This is a genomic window from candidate division KSB1 bacterium (assembly GCA_034506395.1).
In the GTDB taxonomy this organism is placed as follows: Bacteria; Zhuqueibacterota; Zhuqueibacteria; order Thermofontimicrobiales; family Thermofontimicrobiaceae; genus Thermofontimicrobium.
Genome location: JAPDPQ010000014.1, coordinates 1 through 19,386, shown reverse-complemented (window position 1 = coordinate 19,386; position 19,386 = coordinate 1). Strand labels below are relative to the sequence as shown.

Here is a 19,386-nt window from a genome sequence, read left to right as displayed (position 1 = left end):
AATGAGACTTCATATTGTCTTTCGATATATAGGCATAGTCTTTCTAATCAATGCGGGGTTTCTATTCATCGCTGCGATGATTTCGATCTTATACAGCGATCAAGCGTTGCGACCGCTGCTATACAGCTCAATTGTCACCGCTCTCTTCGGGATTTTTCCTTTGATATTTGTTCCGCCAGCCAAAACAATCAGAAATAATGAGGGATTAGCTATTGTGGTTGGCAGTTGGTTACTTTCCTGTTTGGTCGGCTCTTTACCCTATGTTCTTTGGGGGGGAGAATTCTCGTTTACCAATGCCTGGTTCGAAAGTGTATCTGGCTATACCACCACTGGGTCTTCAATCCTCACCAATGTTGAAGCCCTGCCCAAAGGATTGTTATTTTGGCGATCGACCACCCATTTTCTTGGCGGAATGGGTATCATTCTGTTTGTACTCTCCGTTTTGCCATCGATGGGGATCGCTGGGCTGGTTTTATATCGGTCCGAAATGTCAGCTTTAGCCCAGGAGAACTTCGGTCAGAATGTGCGCACTACATTAAGAATCTTATTGACCATATATGTTGGCCTAACGCTGCTTGAAACGCTTGCCTTAATGATGGCTGGGATGAATCTGTTCGACGCGCTGACCCACTCATTTGGGACGGTTGCCACCGGCGGATTTTCAACCAAGAATGAGAGCATCGCTTATTATCATAGCCCGCTCATTGAGCTGATCATTATCATCTTCATGATCCTGTCAGGCATTCATTTTGGAGTTCTCTATTCATCAATTTTTAGGGGCAGTAAAGCGATTTTTAAATCGACGATCGTCAAATATTATCTCTGGGCGATGATCTTCGGGATCATGCTGACCACAATCCAGCTTCACGGGACATTTTACCATCGTTGGATAGATTCACTTCGATATGCTGCGTTTCAAATCATTTCGATCGGGACATCCACTGGATTCGCAAACGCCGATAGTTCAGTATGGCCTGCGCTTGCCAAACTCTTATTGATCTTTTTTGCATTGCAATGCGCCTGTGCCGGGTCCACCTCAGGTGGCATCAAAACTGATCGCATGGTTATGCTTGGCAAGGCAATTATCAAACAACTGAAATTATTGCAGCACCCACATGCTGCTTTAGCGGTGAGAATCGATAATAGGGTTATTCACGAAGACGTTCTTGCCATGGCGATTCTCTTTATCTGCGTTTATTTGCTAGTGATTTTCATCGCGACGATGCTCATAATTCTCCTAGGCGTTGATTGGCTCTCAGCCTTTTCTGGTGTGGTAGCAGCCATGGGCAATGTTGGACCAGGGCTCGGAACCGTTGGCTCGATGGGAAATTTCAACCACATTCCGCTATTCGGGAAATGGATTCTGACTGGTGTCATGCTGCTCGGACGGCTGGAAATTTATGGTTTGATCATTTTCTTCCTCCCAGAAATTTGGAAGCGGATAGCCAAACCATGATAAATCGCCAAATCATTTCCTTCTGACATTGGCTTCGGATTTTTGTTGTGACCATTCAATTGTTTGATTCACGGCACATCTGGCGTCGCCAAGGATTAGCCGACTTGCATTCTTCACAAGAATTTGCCCTATTTTTTCTATCATCAATGCTAACCCCGATCGCCTCAGAAAAGTCATTGATTTTTTGCAAAATTATTGTTATAATGAACGCTTTCAAAAAAGCGCATCACAGCCATCAAGTTTTTAGATTAGACTATGAGATCGGGAGAGAATAATGGCTAAAATAAAAATGGTCATCCCCAAAGGTCGCATCTTCAACAATGTGATTAAACTATTGAACGATGCTGGATTCGGGATTGATGTGGACGAACGATCGTATATTCCACGAGTTGAGGATCCAGAGATCGAGGCAAAAATCATGAAGCCGCAGAATATACCAAGACTATTGGAATTGGGATCCCATGATATTGGATTTACCGGTCATGATTGGGTAATTGAGACTCGAGCTAATATCATCGAATTAATGGATCTGGAGTTTGATCCAGTAAAAATCATTGCGGCGATTCCCGAGGCTATGGATCAAACGGATTGGCGGCAACGAAAGCTCGTGGTGGCCTCAGAGTACGAGCAGATTGCTAAGAATTATCTGGAAAAGAAACGATTTCAATATATCTTGCTTCGAACATTCGGTGCTACAGAGGTTTTTCCCCCAGACGATGCCGATATGATTATCGATAATGTCTCCACTGGAAGAACACTCAAAGAACATAATCTGATCGTCATTGATACTATTCTAGAGTCGTCCACCCGTTTTTATGCTAACAAACAAGCGCTCAATGATCCGTGGAAGCGGGAGAAAATTGATGAAATGAAAATGATCTTCCAGGCCGTGCTGGATGCTCGCCAGCGGGTGATGCTGGAGATGAATGTGCCCAAAGAGAAATTGGAAGAGATCGTCAAATTTCTGCCGTGCATGCGTTCGCCCACGGTGGCACCGCTCTATGGCGATCAGGGATATGCCGTGAAAGTCGCAGTGAAAAAACGAGAGGTGGTTAAGTTGATCCCATTGCTTAAAAAATACGGCGCAACCGATATTCTGGAATACGATTTTCGAAAGGTGGTCTTATGAGGACGCCCAGAAGGTCCATGGCGCAGGCAAAAACCTATCAGGTGTTCAATGCGGGTCGGCGGGAGAAGGTGAGACTCGATTTGAATGAGAACGCCTGGGGCTGCTCGCCAAAAGTGCTGGCGGCGCTGGAAAATCTGTCGCCCGAAGATATTTCGCTCTACCCTGCTTATGATTCGTTCATCAGCCAGGTTGCCGAGCATTATCAAATTGCCACTGACCAGGTGATTATCTCCAATGGCGCCGATGACTCGATCCGCTGCCTATTCGATACCTTTGTAGAGGAGGGCGATGAAATATTGTTGCCTGTGCCCAATTACGGCATGTTCGATATTTTCGGTCGAATTCGGGGTGCGAAGATCACTGAAATCTTATATCCCGATGATTTTTCATTTCCAGTGATACAAGTGCTGGCTGCGATCTCGCCCAAAATCAAACTCATCATCATTGTCAACCCCGCCAATCCGCTGGGAACGGTGATTCCCGAACAGGGATTGCTGCAAATTCTGGACAAAGCCGTTGATTCGCTGGTGCTGCTGGATGAGACGTACTGGCACTTTGTCGAAAAGTCTTATGTGAAACTTATCAAGGAATATCCGAATTTGATCCTCGTGCAAACCTTTTCCAAAGCGTACGGTTTGACGGGCCTGCGGCTAGGGATGCTTTTTTCGACAGCAGAAAACATTCGCCATCTGGCCAAAGTGAATCTGCCGTTTGCTGTAAATAATCTGGCCCTAATAGCGGGCAGTGCGGCCCTGGCGGACCAGGAATTTATTCAGCAGGTGGTTCGAAATGTTCGGATGGAAATGCAGTTTTTGCAAAACGAACTGAATCAATTGGGCATCGAGACCCGAACTTGCCAGACCAATTTTCTGCTCATGAAGGTCGGAGATCAGGCAGATGAAATTTATCAGGCGCTGCAGCAGCGGAATGTACTGGTGAGAAATCTGAACAAATATCCCTTGCTCAAGGGCTATCTGCGGGTCAGCATTGGCAGACGGGAAGATAATCTGAGATTTCTGGAGGCGTTGCGGCTCATCATGAAAATTTAAGACCGCTAATTTCGCCAATTATGCGAATTTCGCTAATTGACAATTGTAGCAAGGCTCTCCTCCCACAAAACCGCCAGCAGGCGGTCCGCCCTTTGGCGGATTGAAAGGTCACGGAATTAGAAAGCAGAAAATCATTTCTGTGGGACTTCATTTCTGTGAGAGAAATTAAGAATAACTTTTGCAATCATAATCGTGCCTGACATCCAGCCACGGGCTTGAATAGAAAATCTAATTCGCGCAATTTGAACAATTAGCGCAATTCGCGGTCAAATAATTATCCGTTGGCTTCATCTATCCGTTGGGCAAAAATCAAAATATCAAAAAATGAGAACATCACAAATTCACAGAACCACCACCGAAACCGATATCTCCATCGACCTGAACCTCGATGGCACAGGCAAGTATCAGATTCAAACACCCATAGGCTTTCTGACCCACATGCTGGAGTCCTTCAGCAAGCATGGCTTGTTCGACATCACGATGAGCGCCAACGGGGATTTGCATGTGGATCAGCATCATCTGGTGGAGGATTGTGGCATTGCCCTGGGGCAGGCGTTCAAAAAGGCGCTGGGCGATAAGAAAGGGATCAATCGGGCAGGATATTTTGTCTATCCCATGGATGAGGCGCTGGCGGTGGTGGCCGTGGACATCGGTGGTCGGCCCTATCTGCAATTCGAGGCGAAATTCAAGCGGCGCTTCTGCGGTGAGCTGGATACCGACTTGCTGGAAGATTTCTTTCAGGGATTTGCCACCCATTTGGGCGCCAATGTGGTGGTTCGGATGCCTTATGGCCGCAGCGATCACCACAAGATCGAAGCCATTTTCAAAGCCTTTGCCCGAGCCATGAAAATGGCCTGCTCGGTCGATCCACGAGCCATCGAAAACATTCCCAGTACCAAAGGACTGATTGAGGATGATAGCGATCATTGATTACGGCGCAGGCAATTTGCGCTCCGTAAAAAAAGCGTTTGATTATTTGAAAGTCGAAAGCCAGGTGATTTCCAGCCCTGATCAATTGACAGGTGCGACAAAGATCGTCCTGCCAGGCGTGGGCGCTTTCGGCGCAGCCGTTCAAAAATTGCACGAGTTTGGATTTTATGACGCCATCCGTAACTGGTTGCTGGCGAATCAGCCGTTCCTGGGCATCTGCCTGGGCATGCAATTGCTGCTGGAAACCAGCCAGGAATCGCCTGGCGTGAAAGGGCTGTCGATTTTTGAGGGCGAAAATCTTCGCTTCGATGCAGCCAAGGTGCCACAGATCGGCTGGAACCAGGTTCAAGTTCAGCGAAAATCCAGACTATTTGCAGACATCCCCAATGGCTCATTCTTCTATTTTCTGCATGGATATTATCTGTCGCCCAGGGAGGATAAAATAATCATCGCAACGACAGACTACGGCATCGAATATCCATCGGCCATTGAACTGGGCAATATCGCCGCCGTCCAGTTTCATCCTGAAAAGAGCGGGGATTTGGGGTTGAGATTATTGAAGAATTGGATCGAATTATGTTAGCCAAATCGCCTCCCATCAGGGCCATAGATAATTATTGTTGAGATTATTGAAAAATTGGATCGAATTATGTTAGCCAAACGAATCATCCCCTGCCTGGATGTGGAAGACGGCAGGGTGGTCAAGGGAGTCAAGTTTAAAAATTTGAGAGATGCGGGCGATCCCGTAGAGCTGGCAGCGCTATACAATGAGCAAGGGGCGGACGAGCTGACCTTTCTCGATATTGGCGCCTCGTATCGCAGTCGGGAGATCATGATCGAAGTGGTGGAACAGGTCTCCAGCCAGGTGTTCATCCCATTGACCGTTGGCGGTGGCATCCGAGAAGTGGCGGACATGCGGCGGATTTTGAATGCGGGCGCCGATAAAGTGGCCATTTGCACGGCGGCGATCAAGAATCCACGGCTTATCTCCGAGGGAGCGGAAAATTTTGGCTCACAGTGCATCGTGCTTTCCATCGATGCCAAACGTAAGGGCAACTCCTGGTCGGCTTATATCAATGGCGGCCGAGTCGATGCGGGCATCGATGCGCTGGAGTGGGCGAAAGAGGGCGAGCGATTGGGTGCAGGCGAGATCCTATTGAACTCCATCGATATGGACGGCACCAGGCAGGGGTACGATCTGGAATTAACCCGAGCCGTTTCGGAGCTGGTGGGCATTCCCGTCATCGCCTCAGGCGGCGCAGGCACACTGGAGCAAATGTACGATGCGATCACAGTTGGCAAGGCCGATGCGGTGCTACTGGCATCGCTATTGCATTATGGAGAATTCACGATTTCGGGCATCAAAAACTATTTGAAAGAGAGAGGAGTCACGGTTCGATGATCATTCCTTCGATTGACTTGATGAATGGCAAAGCGGTTCAGTTGAAGCAGGGCAAAGACAAAATGCTGGAGCGGGAGGATCCCATCGATCTGGCCAGGGAATTTAACAAATTCAATGAAATTGCCGTTATCGACCTGGATGCCGCCATGGGCAGAGGGAGCAATGCAGAAATCATCAGACAGATTTGTGGTGTTGCCGACTGTCGGGTGGGCGGCGGGATTAAAGACATCCAGCGAGCCAAAGAGCTGATCTCGTGGGGCGCTTCCAAAATCATCATTGGCAGCAAGGCATTTGAGAACGACCAAATCAATCATGAGTTTTTGAAAGCGCTCACCTCAGGGGTTGGGAAGCAACGGATCATTATCGCCGTCGATGCGTTTGAGGGCGAAATCGTCACCCAGGCCTGGCAGCATCGGACGGGGTTAATGTTGTTCGATGTCGTGAAAGAGCTGGAAACATACGCATCGGAATTTTTATTCACCTGTGTCGAAAAAGAGGGCGGCTTGCAGGGCACCGATTTGGAAATCATTCAAAAGTTGCGTCAGGCGACCGATTTGCAATTGACCGTGGCGGGCGGCGTAACATCATTGGATGAAATCAGAAAATTGGCAGCCCTGGGCGTAGATGTGCAACTGGGTATGGCGATCTATACAGCAAAAATTCGTTTAGATGATGGCTTCATTGAATCGCTGAATTGGAAATCTGATCTCATCCCGACCATCACTTGTGATGACGAAGGCCAGGTGCTGATGCTGGCGTATAGCAGCAAAGAATCGCTGAAAAAGACGTTTGAGACGGGCAAGGCTTGGTACTTTTCCCGCTCCCGAAATCGGTTGTGGCAGAAGGGCGAGACTTCGGGCAATGTCCAGGAGTTGATCAAAATCCGCACCGATTGCGACGGCGATGCGTTGCTGGTCACGGTGCGACAAAAGGGAGTTGCCTGTCACCTGGGGCGCTATTCCTGCTTCGGGGATAAAAAATTCAGCTTGCAGGAACTTTACCAGGTGATCAAGGATCGATTTGATTACCCAACGCCAGGATCGTACACGGCCACGCTGACCGATAAGAAAGTCAGAGAGAAATTATTGGAGGAGGCCGAGGAGGTGGTGATCGCCAAAACCAGGGACGAGATCATCTGGGAAGCGGCCGATGTGCTGTACTTTTTGACGACGTTGTTAGTGAAAAGCGGGGTGGAAATCGGAGACGTATTGAACGAGTTGCGGAGGCGCCGAAGGCAATGAAGATCGTGCACTGGAAAGATTTAGATGAAAGTTTTTTTCAATATCAGGAAATGGAGGAGATCGATTCGGTCAGGCAAATCATTGATGCCGTCAAAGCGAATGGTGATGCGGCGATCAAAAAATACACTGCCCAATTCGATGGGGTAGCGCTCGAACAATTTTTAGTTACTGAGGCAGAAATTAAAAATGCTTATCAGCAAATGACAAAAGAGGAGCTTGCCGCCATCAAATCGGCAGCGGAAAATATCGAGCGATTTGCCATCAAACAGAAAGAGTCACTAACGGATTTTGAATTTGAAATCCAGAACGGCGTCTTTGCGGGACAGAAGGTGATTCCCATTGAGCGAGTTGGCGTCTATGCGCCAGGCGGGAGCTATCCCCTACCCTCAACCGTCCTGATGTGCGCCATTCCCGCCAGAGTGGCAGGTGTGGACGAGATCGTTCTCTGCTCGCCCCCCAGGCACAGTGGCACCATTCACCCCGCCATTCTCGTGGCAGCCGACATCTGCAAGATAGATAAAATTTACAAAATCGGCGGTGTGCAGGCTATTGCGGCAATGGCTTTCGGAACTGAGACGATCCAGCGGGTGGATAAAATCGTTGGGCCAGGGAATAAGTATGTGGCCCTGGCGAAAAAGATGGTCTATGGCGCCGTGGGCATCGATTTCATTGCTGGACCGACCGAGCTGTTGATCATCGCTGACGAGCAGGCGAATCCCGAGTTCATCGCTGCCGATCTGTTAGGTCAGGCCGAGCATGATGTGGATGCCGTGCCCATTTTGGTGACGACTTCACTGGAACTCGCTCATGCGGTGAATCATGAATTGCAGCGACAGATTGCCAGCTTGCCGACAGCGGATATTGCTCAGAAGTCATTGGACAATAATGGAAAAATCATCCTTGTCGAATCCCTGGCTGAAGCGTTCATGATTGCCAATAAGAAAGCGCCCGAGCATCTGGAATTGCAAATCCAAAATGCCGAAAAATACATAAACCAGTTGCGCAATTATGGCTCGCTTTTTATCGGACCTTATTCGGCCGAAGCCCTGGGCGATTATAGCAGCGGTTTGAACCATACCCTCCCTACCAATGATTCTGCCCGATACACAGGTGGATTGAGCGTCAAAGATTTTCTGAAATTTCAAACCACGCTGCGGGTGACAGAACAGGGGCTTGCTTCGATCGGCTCAACGGCGGTCGCTTTGGGAAAAATGGAAGGGTTGATGGGACATGCGAGGTCAATTGAGATTCGGATGAAAAAAAGTGATTGCTAGGATTGCACATTTTGAATCATCAAATAACAAGAAACCAGGTTTCTTGAAGAAACCTGGTTTCTCGATATATCCTATACCGATGCAGCCACTGCCACTTTTTCCACTTTCTCTTTCACAAGCTTTGCCACCTTCGGCTTCTCATCTTCTCTCAGCACTTTCATGGTGTATTCCACTTCCTCTTTGGTCACCTTCTGCCGCATCTCTTCCACAGCCTTCATCACCGTCGCCCATTTTTGGCCTTCAGCGGCGCTGACCCACTCGAGTTGCAATCGCTCGGGTCGAATGCCTAATTTCTCGAGTGCAAATTGAAATCGTGACGAATCTACCACATCAGCGCTTTTAGAGGAATAAAATAGCCGAATGAACTCAGGTGTTCGGTCAATGTACCACACAGATTTATCTGGGTGAGAGAAGAGAACGAACCGCCCTACCTTGTAAACCGTTTTAACGGTTTATTAAATAGTAGCAGAGCGATTCCCTCTTTATAAAAATTATCTTGCTTTTTACCTGAAAAATGAATAAGTTTGTTCATTCCAAATGAACATTAATTTTCATTACCAATGAATGGATACGACAATGATCCTGAAAGAAACTCTTCGTGATATTGTTAAGCTACAAAGATCAGAGCTGAATCTAACTGATGTTGGTGTTGAACGAGAGCTGCTCGATCAAATCGATCGGGACAGCCATCATGTCGCCATCATCAGCGGGATCAGGCGCTGCGGCAAAAGTACCCTGCTGCGGCAAATTATGAAAAAAATGGATTCGTTTTATTATTTCAATTTTGAAGACTCCAGAGCCGCCAGCTTTGAGCTCAATGATTTCGATAAACTGGATGCCGTATTTCATGAGGAATTTGGGGAAAGCCGTTACTATTTTTTTGACGAGATTCAAAATATCCCCCAGTGGGAGCGCTTCGTGCGACCGCTTCAAGATCGAGGGAAAAAAGTCTTTATCACAGGATCCAATGCCTCGCTGCTCAGTCGAGAATTGGGCAGCAGGCTTACAGGACGCCATCTCACCTACGAGCTATTTCCATTTTCGTTTGCCGAGATGCTGCAACTGACGGGGAAAAATCCTTCGGTCGAGTCCTTTGCCGAATATTGTCGATCAGGTGGGTTCCCTGAATTTCTAAAATATAAAAATCCTGAGATACTGCATCAGTTGTTTAGAGACATTATCACCAGGGATATTGTGGCCCGTTACCAGATTCGGGAGCATCGGCTGGTATTGGAGCTGGCCGTTTATCTGTTGACCAACTGTGGCAATGAATTTTCATTTAATCGACTCAAAAATCAGTTTCAGCTCGGCTCGACCAATACCGCCATAGCCTACCTGTCCTATTTAGAGGATAGCTACCTATTTTTTACCGTGCCCAAATTTGATTTTTCGTACGCCAAACAGCGGACTCATGCTAAAAAAGTTTACTCCGTCGATCCTGGCTTAACTCGTGCCAACACCGCTTCACTGTCGGCAGACCAGGGACGCCTGTTGGAAAATATCGTGTTTTTGCAGTTGTTGCGCCTGGGCAATGAAGTTTTTTATGTGAAAAATCAATTTGAATGTGATTTTATCGTCAAACAAAACCATCAAATAACTGGGGCGTTTCAAGTCTGTCACCAGTTAACTGAAGAAAATCTGCCGAGAGAACAGGCGGGATTAAAAAAAGCCATGGAGGCAACAGGAGCCAAAGAGGGTATTTTCCTCACCTTCGATCAAGAGGATGAAATTGATGGCATTCGGATTGTGCCTGTTTGGAAGTGGTGTTTGGGGTGAAAGTGAAAAGTCTTCTGAAAAAATATTAGGTAATTTGGTAATTTGGTAATAAGTTAATTCGGTAATAGGGGATCAGAGTTCAAGAAAAATGGACTGCCTTTGAAATTGAAGTCCATTTTTCAAGATGGTACTTATTTGTGCATTAATATTTTGAAACCAGCTTGTTTAAAATGGTCATCCGTTGTCAGCGCCTCTGTAACTTTGTTCTCCCTCATTACTACAAATGAAATGCAATCTACCAGGCTCCAGGCTTTGTCTTTATACTTTTCGTACATTTCAAATCCCTTCAAAAATAGCTGAGAGTTTTGTTCAATTATTATAACATCATCACCTGAAGATCGAAATGCTTTAATAATCGCTATCGCTTCTTGCTTATAGTCCTTAGCCAAAGCATTCCCGATTTCCATTAAAACAGCTTCAGTTATAAGCATTGGGGCATTTTCATACTTTTTGGATAATGCCATTGCTTGAGCGTGATATTGATCATTTGGGCTCACTAATGCAATGACAAAAACTGTATCAATAAAAATCTTATTCATTATTATCTCCAGGGACATACAAATCAGCAGTCTGAGAGAAATCGCTCGGAGCGGAAATCTTTATACTCCTCAATTTAGACATTAAACTCTGCCTGGATTCAACTTTTTTCTTGCTTGCCTCAAAGTGTTTAATAATGTCGTAAAGCTCAAGCAGGTAAGGCTCAGGCATTTTTTGAATTTTATCAATTATCATTTCACGATGGCTCATTTTGATCAACTCCTGTAGATGTTTAAAATTAAGCTGGCTTCGGAAAATATTTCGCCAACCTGATTCTCGTTAATAAGCGTGTATTAATATAGTCAAATTTTCTTTATTTGTCAACATGATATTTGAGAAATTCTTCATCCTCCCAAATTACCCAGTTACCTAATCACCGAGTTACACAAAATTTAACTTGTCTTTTTAGGTAAATATTTCTATATTTCACCTGCGAATAAAAAAGGGCAATTGCTTCATTTTTTTGCATGTCGATGGATTTTATTGATGTGCCCATGCATCAAAAATGACAAAGGGTTTGCTCATGCCACGAGTATTTATCAGCTACAGTCATGATTCACCAGAACATTGTGATGCTGTGCTAAATCTCTCCGATCGGTTGCGGGAACAGGGCATTGATTGTATCATCGACCAATACGAGTTCTCACCGCCTGAGGGTTGGCATCGCTGGACTGAAAAGCAAATTAGGGATGCCGACTTTGTGTTGATGATCTGCAGCGAAGGTTACTACAAAAAAGTGATGGGGATGGAGCCGCCCGATCTTGGACTTGGGGTGAAATGGGAGAGCAATTTAATCTATCAGCACCTTTACGATGCAGGAACTCAAAATAAAAAGTTCATTCCTGTTTTGCTAAAAAATTGCAAAACCGATTATATACCAACGCCCGTAAAAGGAGCCACATACTATTTCTGTGATACTCAGGAAGGCTATGAAAAACTGTATCGACATCTGACCCATCAGCCCGCTATTAAAAAGCCCAAGCTTGGCGAGATGCAAAGCCTACCGCCATTGCAGCGCCAAACCGATTTTTTTAAACCATGCAATGTTCCCTATCCCAAAAATCCTTTCTTTACTGGTAGAGAAGATGTCTTGAAACGGTTGTATGAGACATTAATTTTTACCAAAGCAACCGTCATTTCACAGACGCAGGCGATTAGCGGATTGGGCGGTATCGGCAAGACGCAAACTGCGGTTGAATACACCTATCGGTATCGAAATTTTTATAAAGCCATTCTCTGGGTCACTGCTGAAACGATCGGTACCCTGATTTCTGATTTTGTTAAAATAGCCGCCTTGTTGAATTTGCCTGAAAAAGATGCCGAACAGCAGGAGCTTGCAGTTGCTGCAGTGAAACTAGGGCTGCAGAGAAATAGTGACTGGCTTTTAATATTCGATAATGCCGATACCCCTGAGCTTATCGAAGATTTCATGCCATTCGATTTTCAAGGCCATATTTTGTTAACCTCTCGAGCGCAGGCGTTTGACAATCTCGGTATTATCAATCCCATTGAAATGCAACAGATGACGCCCAACGAAGCAGAAAAATTTCTCATCAAGCGTACGGGGCGTAGCAGGCTTACACGCTCAGAGCGAGAGTGCTTAAAAAAATTAGCTGAAGAACTTGGCTATTTGCCCTTGGCGCTGGAGCAGGCAGGGGCCTATATCTATCGAAAAAAATGTTCTTTTCAGGATTATCTTCTCAGTTATCGAAAGATGGGGATTAAATTGCTCGAAAAGAGCAAAGTGATTGCTGCCAAATATCCTAAATCCGTTGCCACAACCTGGCTGATCAATTTTGAGCAGATCGAACAGATGTCTCATGCGGCTGCTGATATTTTGCGGGTCAGCGCCTTTTTACATTCCGATAAAATTCCCCTGGAAATCTTTACCGCAGGAGCCAGGGAATTGGGTCCTCATATTGCCGAATCACTGAAAGATGTCTCATCCAATCCGCTGATCCTGGATGAACTGCTCGAACCGCTGTCCCAATATTCTTTAATTAAAAGGGACCTTGAATCAAAAACATTCAATATCCATCGGCTTGTTCAGGCGGTTATTAAAGAGGTGATGGATGACGAATTAAAGAAGCAGTGGGCAGAAATAACAGTAAAGGCTCTGGCGGAGTCATTTCCGCCCCCTAAATTCTCAACCTGGGCTAAGTGTGAGCGATTAATTCCTCACGCCAAAATATGCGAAAATATAATAAATCAATGGAGTTTTGAGTTCTATAAAGCGGCACATTTACTGAATCACATCGCTATGTATTTGTATGATCGAGGAAGATATGAGGAAGCAGATCCGTTGTATTCCACTGCATTGAGAATAGTTGAAAGAGTTGATGGAAAAGAGTCTAATAATGTGGCTTCAATTTGTAAGAATCTTGCTGATCTTTATATCATGCAGGGAAAATACTTTGAGGCAGAGCAATTACTGAAACGAGCTTTAAAAATAGATGAAATCATTTCTGGCAAAGAATCTTACAATCTGGCTAGTGATTACACCAGCCTCGCTAATATTTATTTACATCAGAGCAAATACCTTGATGCTGAAACACTTTATAAACGGGCATTAGAAATAGCTGAAAAGGTACTTGGACCAGAGCATTATGAAGTTGCAACCAGCCTGAACAACCTGGCAGGACTCTATTGGGTTCAGGGCAACTATGCCGAAGCCGAGCCGCTGTTCAAGCGGGCGCTGGAAATTGCTGAAGCCGCCCTGGGACCGAACCATCCCGATGTCGCAACCAGCCTGAACAACCTGGCAGGACTCTATCGGTATCAGGGCAACTATGCCGAAGCCGAGCCGCTGTTGAAACGAGCGCTGGAAATTTATGAAAGGGTTCATGGGGAGAAGCATCCAAATACTAAAACAATACTAAAAAATTTAGCAAATATTTACAAAGAACTGGGTAAGGAATCGGAAGAGGCGGAATTGAGGGAACGCCTGCATGAAATTGAGATTGATGAGATCCTGTTAAAAGGCTTATTGTAAAACTAAAAATTATTGAGCACAAAACTTTTAAAAACATAATTTGCTGTCTTCATTTTCGATGTCGAACATCTGGTACAAAAGGACTCAATCCAATTACTCTCCGAATATGCCTACTTCAATGTTGTCAAAAAACATAGCGAATGGTCTAAAATTTAAGGGCACCTTTGCTTCTTCAGATCACTTCTCTTTTTATCACAAAAGAAAATAGCTGAAATTCATCTCCATGACCTATTTCTAAGAATAACTCGCTCCAAATTACTGAAATGCTTTTCCCCCCAAAAATATGTGTAAATGCTACTTCAAAATAAAAAACGGGTAGATTGAATCAATTCCTCTACCCGCTTTAAGTTTGACAAAAAACGATGCTGTCTTCCTTTAAGAGGATGCAGCCATCGCCACTTTTTCCACCTTCTCTTTCGCAGGCTTGGCCACCTTCGGCTTATCCTCCTCGCTCAACACTTTCATGGTGTATTCCACTTCCTCTTTGGTGACCTTCTGCCGCATCTCTTCCACAGCTTTCATCACCGTCGCCCATTTCTGGCCTTCGGCAGCGCTGACCCATTCTAATTGCAATCGCTCGGGACGAATGCCTAACTTTTCCAATTTGTCCCATAACTTTTCCACCCGCTTCTGGGTCCAGCGGTTGGCGTCGATGTAATGGCAATCGGCGAAATGGCAGCCCGAGACCAATACAATCGGCGCACCCAATTTGAAGGCGTGGAGGACGAATTTATCTTTCACCCGACCGCTACACATGGTGCGAATGATACGGGCATTGGGCGGATATTGCAGCCGAGACAATCCTGCCAGATCGGCACCACCATAAGAGCACCAGTTGCAGGCAAAAGCCACAATCTTGTCCATGGGATTTTCCGAAAGAATCGACTCGATCTGGGCGTAGATCTGGCGATCGCTGAAATGCTGCATGGTAATGGCATCGAAACGGCATTCGGCGCTGCAGGTGCCGCAGCCTTTGCAGGAGGCTTCGATCACCCGTGCGGGCGTCTTGGCGCCTTTTTCAAAAATAATGGCATTAAAGGGACAGACATCGGCGCAGATGCCGCATAGTTTACATTTTGATTCATCAACAACAGCGGTAATGGCTTCGATCTTGATTTTTCCCGCCGAAAGCAGCGTAGCGGCTCGTGCGGCTGCGGCACTCGCCTGGGTCACGCTGTCCTTCACATCCTTGGGATATTCGGCGCAGCCCGCAAAATAGACGCCGCCTGTCGGTGCATCGACTGGTTTCAGCTTGGGATGCGATTCCATGTAAAATCCATCCGATGTGCTGGACAGACTGAAAAACTTTTTAATGATCTCATTGTCCTGCCGAGGAATCACGCCGACCGACAGCACCACCATATCAAATTCGTGTTGTTCCACCGTACGGGTGGTAGTATTTTCAACAGTCAATATGAGATTTTTGGTCTTCGGATCTTCCTCGATTTCGCCTGGGATGCCACGGATGTACATCACGCCTGCTTCCTTGCTACGCATGAACAGGTCTTCAAAGCCTTTGCCGAACGCTCGAATATCCATGTAGAAAACTTTGATCTCAGTATCAGGGTAGTGATCTTTCAACAGCAGGCTGTCTTTGATGGTATTCATGCAGCAGATGTTGCTGCAATAAGGATTACCTCGATTGGGATCTTGGGTGCGCGAGCCAACGCACTGGATGAACCCGATCCGTTTCGGCGTCTTGTGATCAGTGGGCCGAATAAAATGGCCCTTGGTCGGTCCTTCGGAGCAAATTAGCCGTTCGAATTCCATGCTGGTGATGACATTCTCGAAACGGGTGTAGCCATAGTCATCCAATTTGGTGGGATCATAAACATCCATGCCTGTAGCCACAATGACGGCGCCGACTTTGACATCGATTAGTTCGTCCTGCATGTCATAGTCGATACATTTCTTATCACAGGCCTCATAGCATTTTCCACAGGCGATGGGATTATTACCCAGGCAGTGATTCATATCCAAAATGTAGGCAGAGGGGACTGCTTGAGGAAAGGGGATATGGATGGCTTTGCGCAGCGACAACCCCATCTGGAATTCATTGGGCACGACAATGGGGCAGACTTTGGCGCATTCACCACAGGCGGTGCAATCTTTCTCTCGAACATAGCGGGCTTTTTTCCGGATCCTGACATTGAAATTGCCAATGTAGCCTGTGACGTTTTCGATTTCGCTATAGGTGAACAATTTGATCCGTGGATGTCGACCGACATCCATCATTTTCGGACCGAGAATTCATATCGAGCAGTCCATTGTGGGATAGGTCTTATCGAGCTGCGCCATAATCCCACCAATGGACGGTTGTCGTTCCACCAGATAGACCTGATAGCCCGTATCGGCTAGATCGAGCGCCGCCTCAATGCCTGCCACACCGCCGCCAATGACCAGCGCTTTGCGTTCTACAGGCACTTCCAATTCGTGCTGGGCTGATAGGTGGCGAGCCCGTGCCACCGAGGTTTTCACGATATCCTTGGCCTTTTCGGTCGCCGCCGCTCGATCGTACAAATGCACCCAGCTACAATGTTCACGGATGTTGGCCATCTCGAACAGGTAGGGATTCAACCCCACCTCAGCCACGCAGTTCCGAAAGGTCGGCTCGTGCATTCGAGGCGTACAGGATGCCACCACCACCCGATTCAGCTTGTGCTCGACAATATTGCGCTTGATCTCCTGCTGACCCGGATCGGCACAGGTGTAGCGATTGACGCAGGAGAACACTACGCCAGGCAGGGTGGCGGCATAATCGCTCACCGCCTTGCAATCCACCGAGCCAGCGATGTTCAGCCCGCACTCGCAGACAAACACCCCGATCCTCAAGTTATCCGTATCGGTCATGAATTCTGCCATGGTCTGTCCTCTGAATTATTATAGCCTGTTTATTAAATTTTTCTTTGTTGAGTGGTTAAGTTTGTTAAGTAGTTGAGTAAGGTTTGGCGCTAAAAAGTATTATCTAAAATCTCCTTTGATTTTAATTTGAAAATTCTTTCAATCGATATCAATGAATGACTTATTGAAACTTTTGGGATTGCTTGGTTATCATGGAAAATATCGGCAGATATCCTTCCTGAATAAGAAACGAATGAATATGAAGGTATCATTTTCTAATTTCAACCCAATCCGATAATTGCTAATTTTAATCCGAAATTATTCTCTTTCACCTTTGAGTTGTTGCAAGTTATTTATCATGTCAAGACTTGGCGCTGTTTCGACCTCTTCACTGGTGGCTTTTACCCGTTGAAGTAAGCAGAGAAGCTCTCATGAAAATTGACTCTCACGCATTCCCCTCTAAAATTTTGAAAACCTCGTCTCTGCTCACCGATGGAGTCCATTCTCCTTAATAGCCCGAATTAGCGCTATGTCTTCAAGCGCTTCAGGTAACAACTCAGAGAACAAACTCCTTCTTTCCCCAAGAACTTCAATCAAGGCACTTTTAAAAATCTCCTTTAGGCGGGTTTCATTTAAAACTGCATGTTCCATAATGCTATTCCAATCAAAATAGTCGTGATAATTATTCTCAGCAATCACTATTTCAAGAAATTATCATAGATCCAATTATTAGAATTTTTCGATCTTGATTTAAAACATAATGCATGACTGGAGAACAAATAAAAACTGATTAGGTTAAGCAAACAATCATCTCATCACTCCAAAACTCCATCACTCCATTTAAAAAAATAATAGCCTCAATGAAAACCTACGCCGCCACCTCCACCGCAGCTTCCTTCGCCCCAATCATCTCCATAATCCGATCAATCTTAATCCGATGCAAGTGCAAGCCCACTTCTTCAGGAGTAAATCCCTGCGCCAGTCCCAGCATCTGGCAAAAGTAGATCACAGGCAAATTGAACTCCCGATTCTTTTTGCGGGCGATGAGAATCTGTCCCATATCGAATGAATTGAAGCAGGTGGGGCAGATCAAGCCCATGCAATCAGCGCCCACCGATTCCATCGAATCGAAAATCTCGTACGTCATCTCCAGCGGCATTTCATCGTCCATGCAGCCCTTGCCGCAGCAGAGCAATTTTTCCGTGTGGGTCAGCGGCGTGGCGCCCAAGGCCTGGGTCAAATTTTCTAACAGGCTGGGGTAATCGGCATCGTCGATGTGCATGATCTGGCTCGGCTTCAGTAAATGGCAGCCGTAATGAATGCCCACCTTCACGCCCGTCAGCGGTCGCTTAACCGACGCCTTGATCCGTTCGATGCCAATATCATCTCGCAACAGCACCACGATATGCTTTACCTTGACGGTGCCCTTGTATTCTTTGTTGATTCTTTTCAAGCGCTGATTGATTTGCTTTTTCAGCTCAGGATCCTCAGCCAGCATAAATCGGGCTTCCTGCAGGGTCGAGGTGCAGCCGCTGCACATGGTCACGATATCCAATCCTCTTTCTTCAGCCACTGCCAGGTTTCTCGCTGCAATGGTCAGCCACTTTACCTTATCCCGAGCCTTGAAATAGATCGGATCGGGACAGCAGGTGAATTGATCCAGATCGACCAGTTCCACGTCGATCGCTTTCATCGTCTTCCTGACCGATAGCTCCATCTGCGGATATTTCACAGGAATCATGCAGCCCCAAAACGGCGCCACTGAGATTTTTTTCGCCATATCCAGTCCTTCTATTCAATAATCGTCTGCAACTCTGCGACATTGACATCTTTCAGTTCGGGCAAACCCAACTCCTGCCGTCGGCGATTGACCGTGCTGGTGATCACCACGCTGCGGCCCGTTTTCACCAGCGTCTCCGAAAATTTATTGATATCCTCGGGCAAAACCCCCTCCTGGGCGCAGAGATTCTTCAGCGCAATAATCACCTCCACGGGACGGACATCCTGCGGGCAGCGCTCGTAGCAGCTATAACAATTGGTGCATTTCCAGATAATGGAATCGGGCCGAATCAAATCCTCCTCATCGCCGATCAGCGTTTTCAACAGCACATCCCGAGGATTAAAATTATCGCTGAACCGAGCCGCAGGACAGGCCGCCACGCAAGCGCCACATTGATAGCAATAGTTATGATGCTCCCCGCCGAGGATTTTGTTTAGTCGTTGTCTGAAATTGAAATCCAGCTTTCGATGGGTCATAATTTTATCCTTATTCGTTCGCTTGCTTCAACCTGTGAGATCTTTTTCCCAGCATTTGCTTGTTCGATTCCTTGTTCAATTTTGTAGATCAAGTAAAGTCTTTCGATAACATCTTCAGTTGAAACATCATGAGGCAGCTCTTGAAGAATTTGCATGAACTGTTCTTTCACAGTCAATTTATCAACTCCAATAGCAAATTCTGAAATTTGCCAATTTTGATTCAAAATTCATTGATCCATTTCCCAATTACCTAATTATTGCCAGATCGAAAACTTACCTTCTTGTCATTTCGACCGAAGGGAGAAATCTGTCCATCCAACAATCTCAATATCATCAGATTCCTAACTTCGTTTGGAATGACACTTCTACTTCGAATTCAACGGTTTTCATTCAAGCACTAACTACCAAATTCCCCAATTACCTACTCTATCAAGGAAGCCACCAAAATCATCAAATCCTTTATCTCCAGATTGACTTCTTGCTTAAGCCGCTCATCCTGCAAG

General features: G+C 46.1%; 18 protein-coding genes. 10 read left to right on the top strand and 8 right to left on the bottom strand.

The annotated features are described in order from the left end of the window. The first annotated feature begins 1 nt into the window (after position 1). From ONB37_10760 to hisD, 8 genes are all read left to right on the top strand, one after another. The gene (locus ONB37_10760; GenBank protein MDZ7400634.1) at positions 2 to 1,456 is read left to right on the top strand and encodes a TrkH family potassium uptake protein; all 1,455 of its coding nucleotides are present in this window, start codon (positions 2 to 4) and stop codon (positions 1,454 to 1,456) included. A gap of 274 nt (positions 1,457 to 1,730) precedes the next feature. After that, complete coding sequence (hisG, locus tag ONB37_10755) at positions 1,731 to 2,585, top strand: ATP phosphoribosyltransferase (protein ID MDZ7400633.1); 855 nt, start codon at positions 1,731 to 1,733, stop codon at positions 2,583 to 2,585. A gap of 17 nt (positions 2,586 to 2,602) precedes the next feature. Further along, positions 2,603 to 3,634, top strand: a complete 1,032-nt coding sequence (gene hisC / locus ONB37_10750; GenBank protein ID MDZ7400632.1) for a histidinol-phosphate transaminase — start codon at positions 2,603 to 2,605, stop codon at positions 3,632 to 3,634. Positions 3,635 to 3,958: 324 nt separating this feature from the next. After that, positions 3,959 to 4,564, top strand: a complete 606-nt coding sequence (hisB, locus tag ONB37_10745) for an imidazoleglycerol-phosphate dehydratase HisB (GenBank protein ID MDZ7400631.1) — start codon at positions 3,959 to 3,961, stop codon at positions 4,562 to 4,564. Then, positions 4,548 to 5,147 carry an imidazole glycerol phosphate synthase subunit HisH gene (gene hisH / locus ONB37_10740; GenBank protein MDZ7400630.1) on the top strand — a complete coding sequence of 200 codons (600 nt, stop codon included), beginning with the start codon at positions 4,548 to 4,550 and terminating at the stop codon, positions 5,145 to 5,147. The genes hisB and hisH overlap by 17 nt, the downstream gene beginning before the upstream one ends. A 66-nt stretch (positions 5,148 to 5,213) precedes the next feature. Beyond that, entirely contained in the window at positions 5,214 to 5,966 is a 753-nt protein-coding gene (gene hisF, locus ONB37_10735; GenBank protein MDZ7400629.1) for an imidazole glycerol phosphate synthase subunit HisF, read from the top strand. Continuing rightward, on the top strand, positions 5,963 to 7,207 hold the full coding sequence (hisIE, locus tag ONB37_10730; protein ID MDZ7400628.1) for a bifunctional phosphoribosyl-AMP cyclohydrolase/phosphoribosyl-ATP diphosphatase HisIE: 1,245 nt from the start codon (positions 5,963 to 5,965) through the stop codon (positions 7,205 to 7,207). The genes hisF and hisIE overlap by 4 nt, the downstream gene beginning before the upstream one ends. Further along, positions 7,204 to 8,481, top strand: a complete 1,278-nt coding sequence (gene hisD, locus ONB37_10725) for a histidinol dehydrogenase (GenBank protein MDZ7400627.1) — start codon at positions 7,204 to 7,206, stop codon at positions 8,479 to 8,481. The genes hisIE and hisD overlap by 4 nt, the downstream gene beginning before the upstream one ends. Positions 8,482 to 8,552: 71 nt before the next feature. On the opposite strand, the gene ONB37_10720 is transcribed toward hisD, so the two are convergent. Continuing rightward, the gene (locus ONB37_10720; protein ID MDZ7400626.1) at positions 8,553 to 8,873 is read right to left on the bottom strand and encodes a hydrogenase iron-sulfur subunit; all 321 of its coding nucleotides are present in this window, start codon (positions 8,871 to 8,873) and stop codon (positions 8,553 to 8,555) included. 184 nt (positions 8,874 to 9,057) lie between these two features. On the opposite strand from ONB37_10720, the gene ONB37_10715 reads away from it, so the two are divergent. Further along, positions 9,058 to 10,257: an ATP-binding protein gene (locus tag ONB37_10715; GenBank protein MDZ7400625.1), complete on the top strand. Its 1,200-nt coding sequence runs from the start codon at positions 9,058 to 9,060 to the stop codon at positions 10,255 to 10,257. A gap of 131 nt (positions 10,258 to 10,388) precedes the next feature. Here ONB37_10715 and ONB37_10710 read toward each other — a convergent pair whose 3' ends face one another. Beyond that, positions 10,389 to 10,796 carry a PIN domain-containing protein gene (locus tag ONB37_10710; protein MDZ7400624.1) on the bottom strand — a complete coding sequence of 136 codons (408 nt, stop codon included), beginning with the start codon at positions 10,794 to 10,796 and terminating at the stop codon, positions 10,389 to 10,391. Further along, a complete protein-coding gene (locus ONB37_10705) occupies positions 10,789 to 11,004 on the bottom strand; it encodes a hypothetical protein (protein ID MDZ7400623.1) in 216 nt (71 codons plus the stop codon). The genes ONB37_10710 and ONB37_10705 overlap by 8 nt, the downstream gene beginning before the upstream one ends. Before the next feature lie 313 nt (positions 11,005 to 11,317). Here ONB37_10705 and fxsT point away from each other — a divergent pair, with 313 nt between their 5' ends. Further along, on the top strand, positions 11,318 to 13,786 hold the full coding sequence (gene fxsT / locus ONB37_10700) for an FxSxx-COOH system tetratricopeptide repeat protein (protein MDZ7400622.1): 2,469 nt from the start codon (positions 11,318 to 11,320) through the stop codon (positions 13,784 to 13,786). A gap of 375 nt (positions 13,787 to 14,161) precedes the next feature. On the opposite strand, the gene ONB37_10695 is transcribed toward fxsT, so the two are convergent. The 5 genes from ONB37_10695 to ONB37_10675 all read right to left on the bottom strand — a co-directional run bounded on the left by ONB37_10695 (position 14,162) and on the right by ONB37_10675 (position 19,107). After that, positions 14,162 to 16,021, bottom strand: a complete 1,860-nt coding sequence (locus tag ONB37_10695; protein MDZ7400621.1) for a hydrogenase iron-sulfur subunit — start codon at positions 16,019 to 16,021, stop codon at positions 14,162 to 14,164. Positions 16,022 to 16,036: 15 nt separating this feature from the next. Continuing rightward, complete coding sequence (locus ONB37_10690; protein MDZ7400620.1) at positions 16,037 to 16,648, bottom strand: NAD-binding protein; 612 nt, start codon at positions 16,646 to 16,648, stop codon at positions 16,037 to 16,039. 847 nt (positions 16,649 to 17,495) lie between these two features. Continuing rightward, positions 17,496 to 18,407 (bottom strand): CoB--CoM heterodisulfide reductase iron-sulfur subunit B family protein, encoded by a 912-nt coding sequence (locus tag ONB37_10685; GenBank protein MDZ7400619.1) that lies wholly within the window; start codon positions 18,405 to 18,407, stop codon positions 17,496 to 17,498. An 11-nt stretch (positions 18,408 to 18,418) separates the two neighbouring features. Next, entirely contained in the window at positions 18,419 to 18,883 is a 465-nt protein-coding gene (locus tag ONB37_10680) for a 4Fe-4S dicluster domain-containing protein (GenBank protein MDZ7400618.1), read from the bottom strand. Further along, positions 18,880 to 19,107 (bottom strand): hypothetical protein, encoded by a 228-nt coding sequence (locus tag ONB37_10675; protein MDZ7400617.1) that lies wholly within the window; start codon positions 19,105 to 19,107, stop codon positions 18,880 to 18,882. The genes ONB37_10680 and ONB37_10675 overlap by 4 nt, the downstream gene beginning before the upstream one ends. Positions 19,108 to 19,386: the final 279 nt, after the last annotated feature.

Excerpts from the sequence above, each read along its gene's own strand:
- ONB37_10760 (MDZ7400634.1), top strand. The coding sequence starts at position 2 with ATGAGACTTCATATTGTCTTTCGATATATAGGCATAGTCTTTCTAATC.
- hisG (MDZ7400633.1), top strand. The coding sequence starts at position 1,731 with ATGGCTAAAATAAAAATGGTCATCCCCAAAGGTCGCATCTTCAACAAT.
- hisC (MDZ7400632.1), top strand. The coding sequence starts at position 2,603 with ATGGCGCAGGCAAAAACCTATCAGGTGTTCAATGCGGGTCGGCGGGAG.
- hisB (MDZ7400631.1), top strand. The coding sequence starts at position 3,959 with ATGAGAACATCACAAATTCACAGAACCACCACCGAAACCGATATCTCC.
- hisH (MDZ7400630.1), top strand. The coding sequence starts at position 4,548 with ATGATAGCGATCATTGATTACGGCGCAGGCAATTTGCGCTCCGTAAAA.
- hisF (MDZ7400629.1), top strand. The coding sequence starts at position 5,214 with ATGTTAGCCAAACGAATCATCCCCTGCCTGGATGTGGAAGACGGCAGG.
- hisIE (MDZ7400628.1), top strand. The coding sequence starts at position 5,963 with ATGATCATTCCTTCGATTGACTTGATGAATGGCAAAGCGGTTCAGTTG.
- hisD (MDZ7400627.1), top strand. The coding sequence starts at position 7,204 with ATGAAGATCGTGCACTGGAAAGATTTAGATGAAAGTTTTTTTCAATAT.
- ONB37_10715 (MDZ7400625.1), top strand. The coding sequence starts at position 9,058 with ATGATCCTGAAAGAAACTCTTCGTGATATTGTTAAGCTACAAAGATCA.
- ONB37_10710 (MDZ7400624.1), bottom strand. The coding sequence starts at position 10,796 with ATGAATAAGATTTTTATTGATACAGTTTTTGTCATTGCATTAGTGAGC.
- ONB37_10705 (MDZ7400623.1), bottom strand. The coding sequence starts at position 11,004 with ATGAGCCATCGTGAAATGATAATTGATAAAATTCAAAAAATGCCTGAG.
- fxsT (MDZ7400622.1), top strand. The coding sequence starts at position 11,318 with ATGCCACGAGTATTTATCAGCTACAGTCATGATTCACCAGAACATTGT.
- ONB37_10695 (MDZ7400621.1), bottom strand. The coding sequence starts at position 16,021 with ATGATGGATGTCGGTCGACATCCACGGATCAAATTGTTCACCTATAGC.
- ONB37_10690 (MDZ7400620.1), bottom strand. The coding sequence starts at position 16,648 with ATGGCAGAATTCATGACCGATACGGATAACTTGAGGATCGGGGTGTTT.
- ONB37_10685 (MDZ7400619.1), bottom strand. The coding sequence starts at position 18,407 with ATGGCGAAAAAAATCTCAGTGGCGCCGTTTTGGGGCTGCATGATTCCT.
- ONB37_10680 (MDZ7400618.1), bottom strand. The coding sequence starts at position 18,883 with ATGACCCATCGAAAGCTGGATTTCAATTTCAGACAACGACTAAACAAA.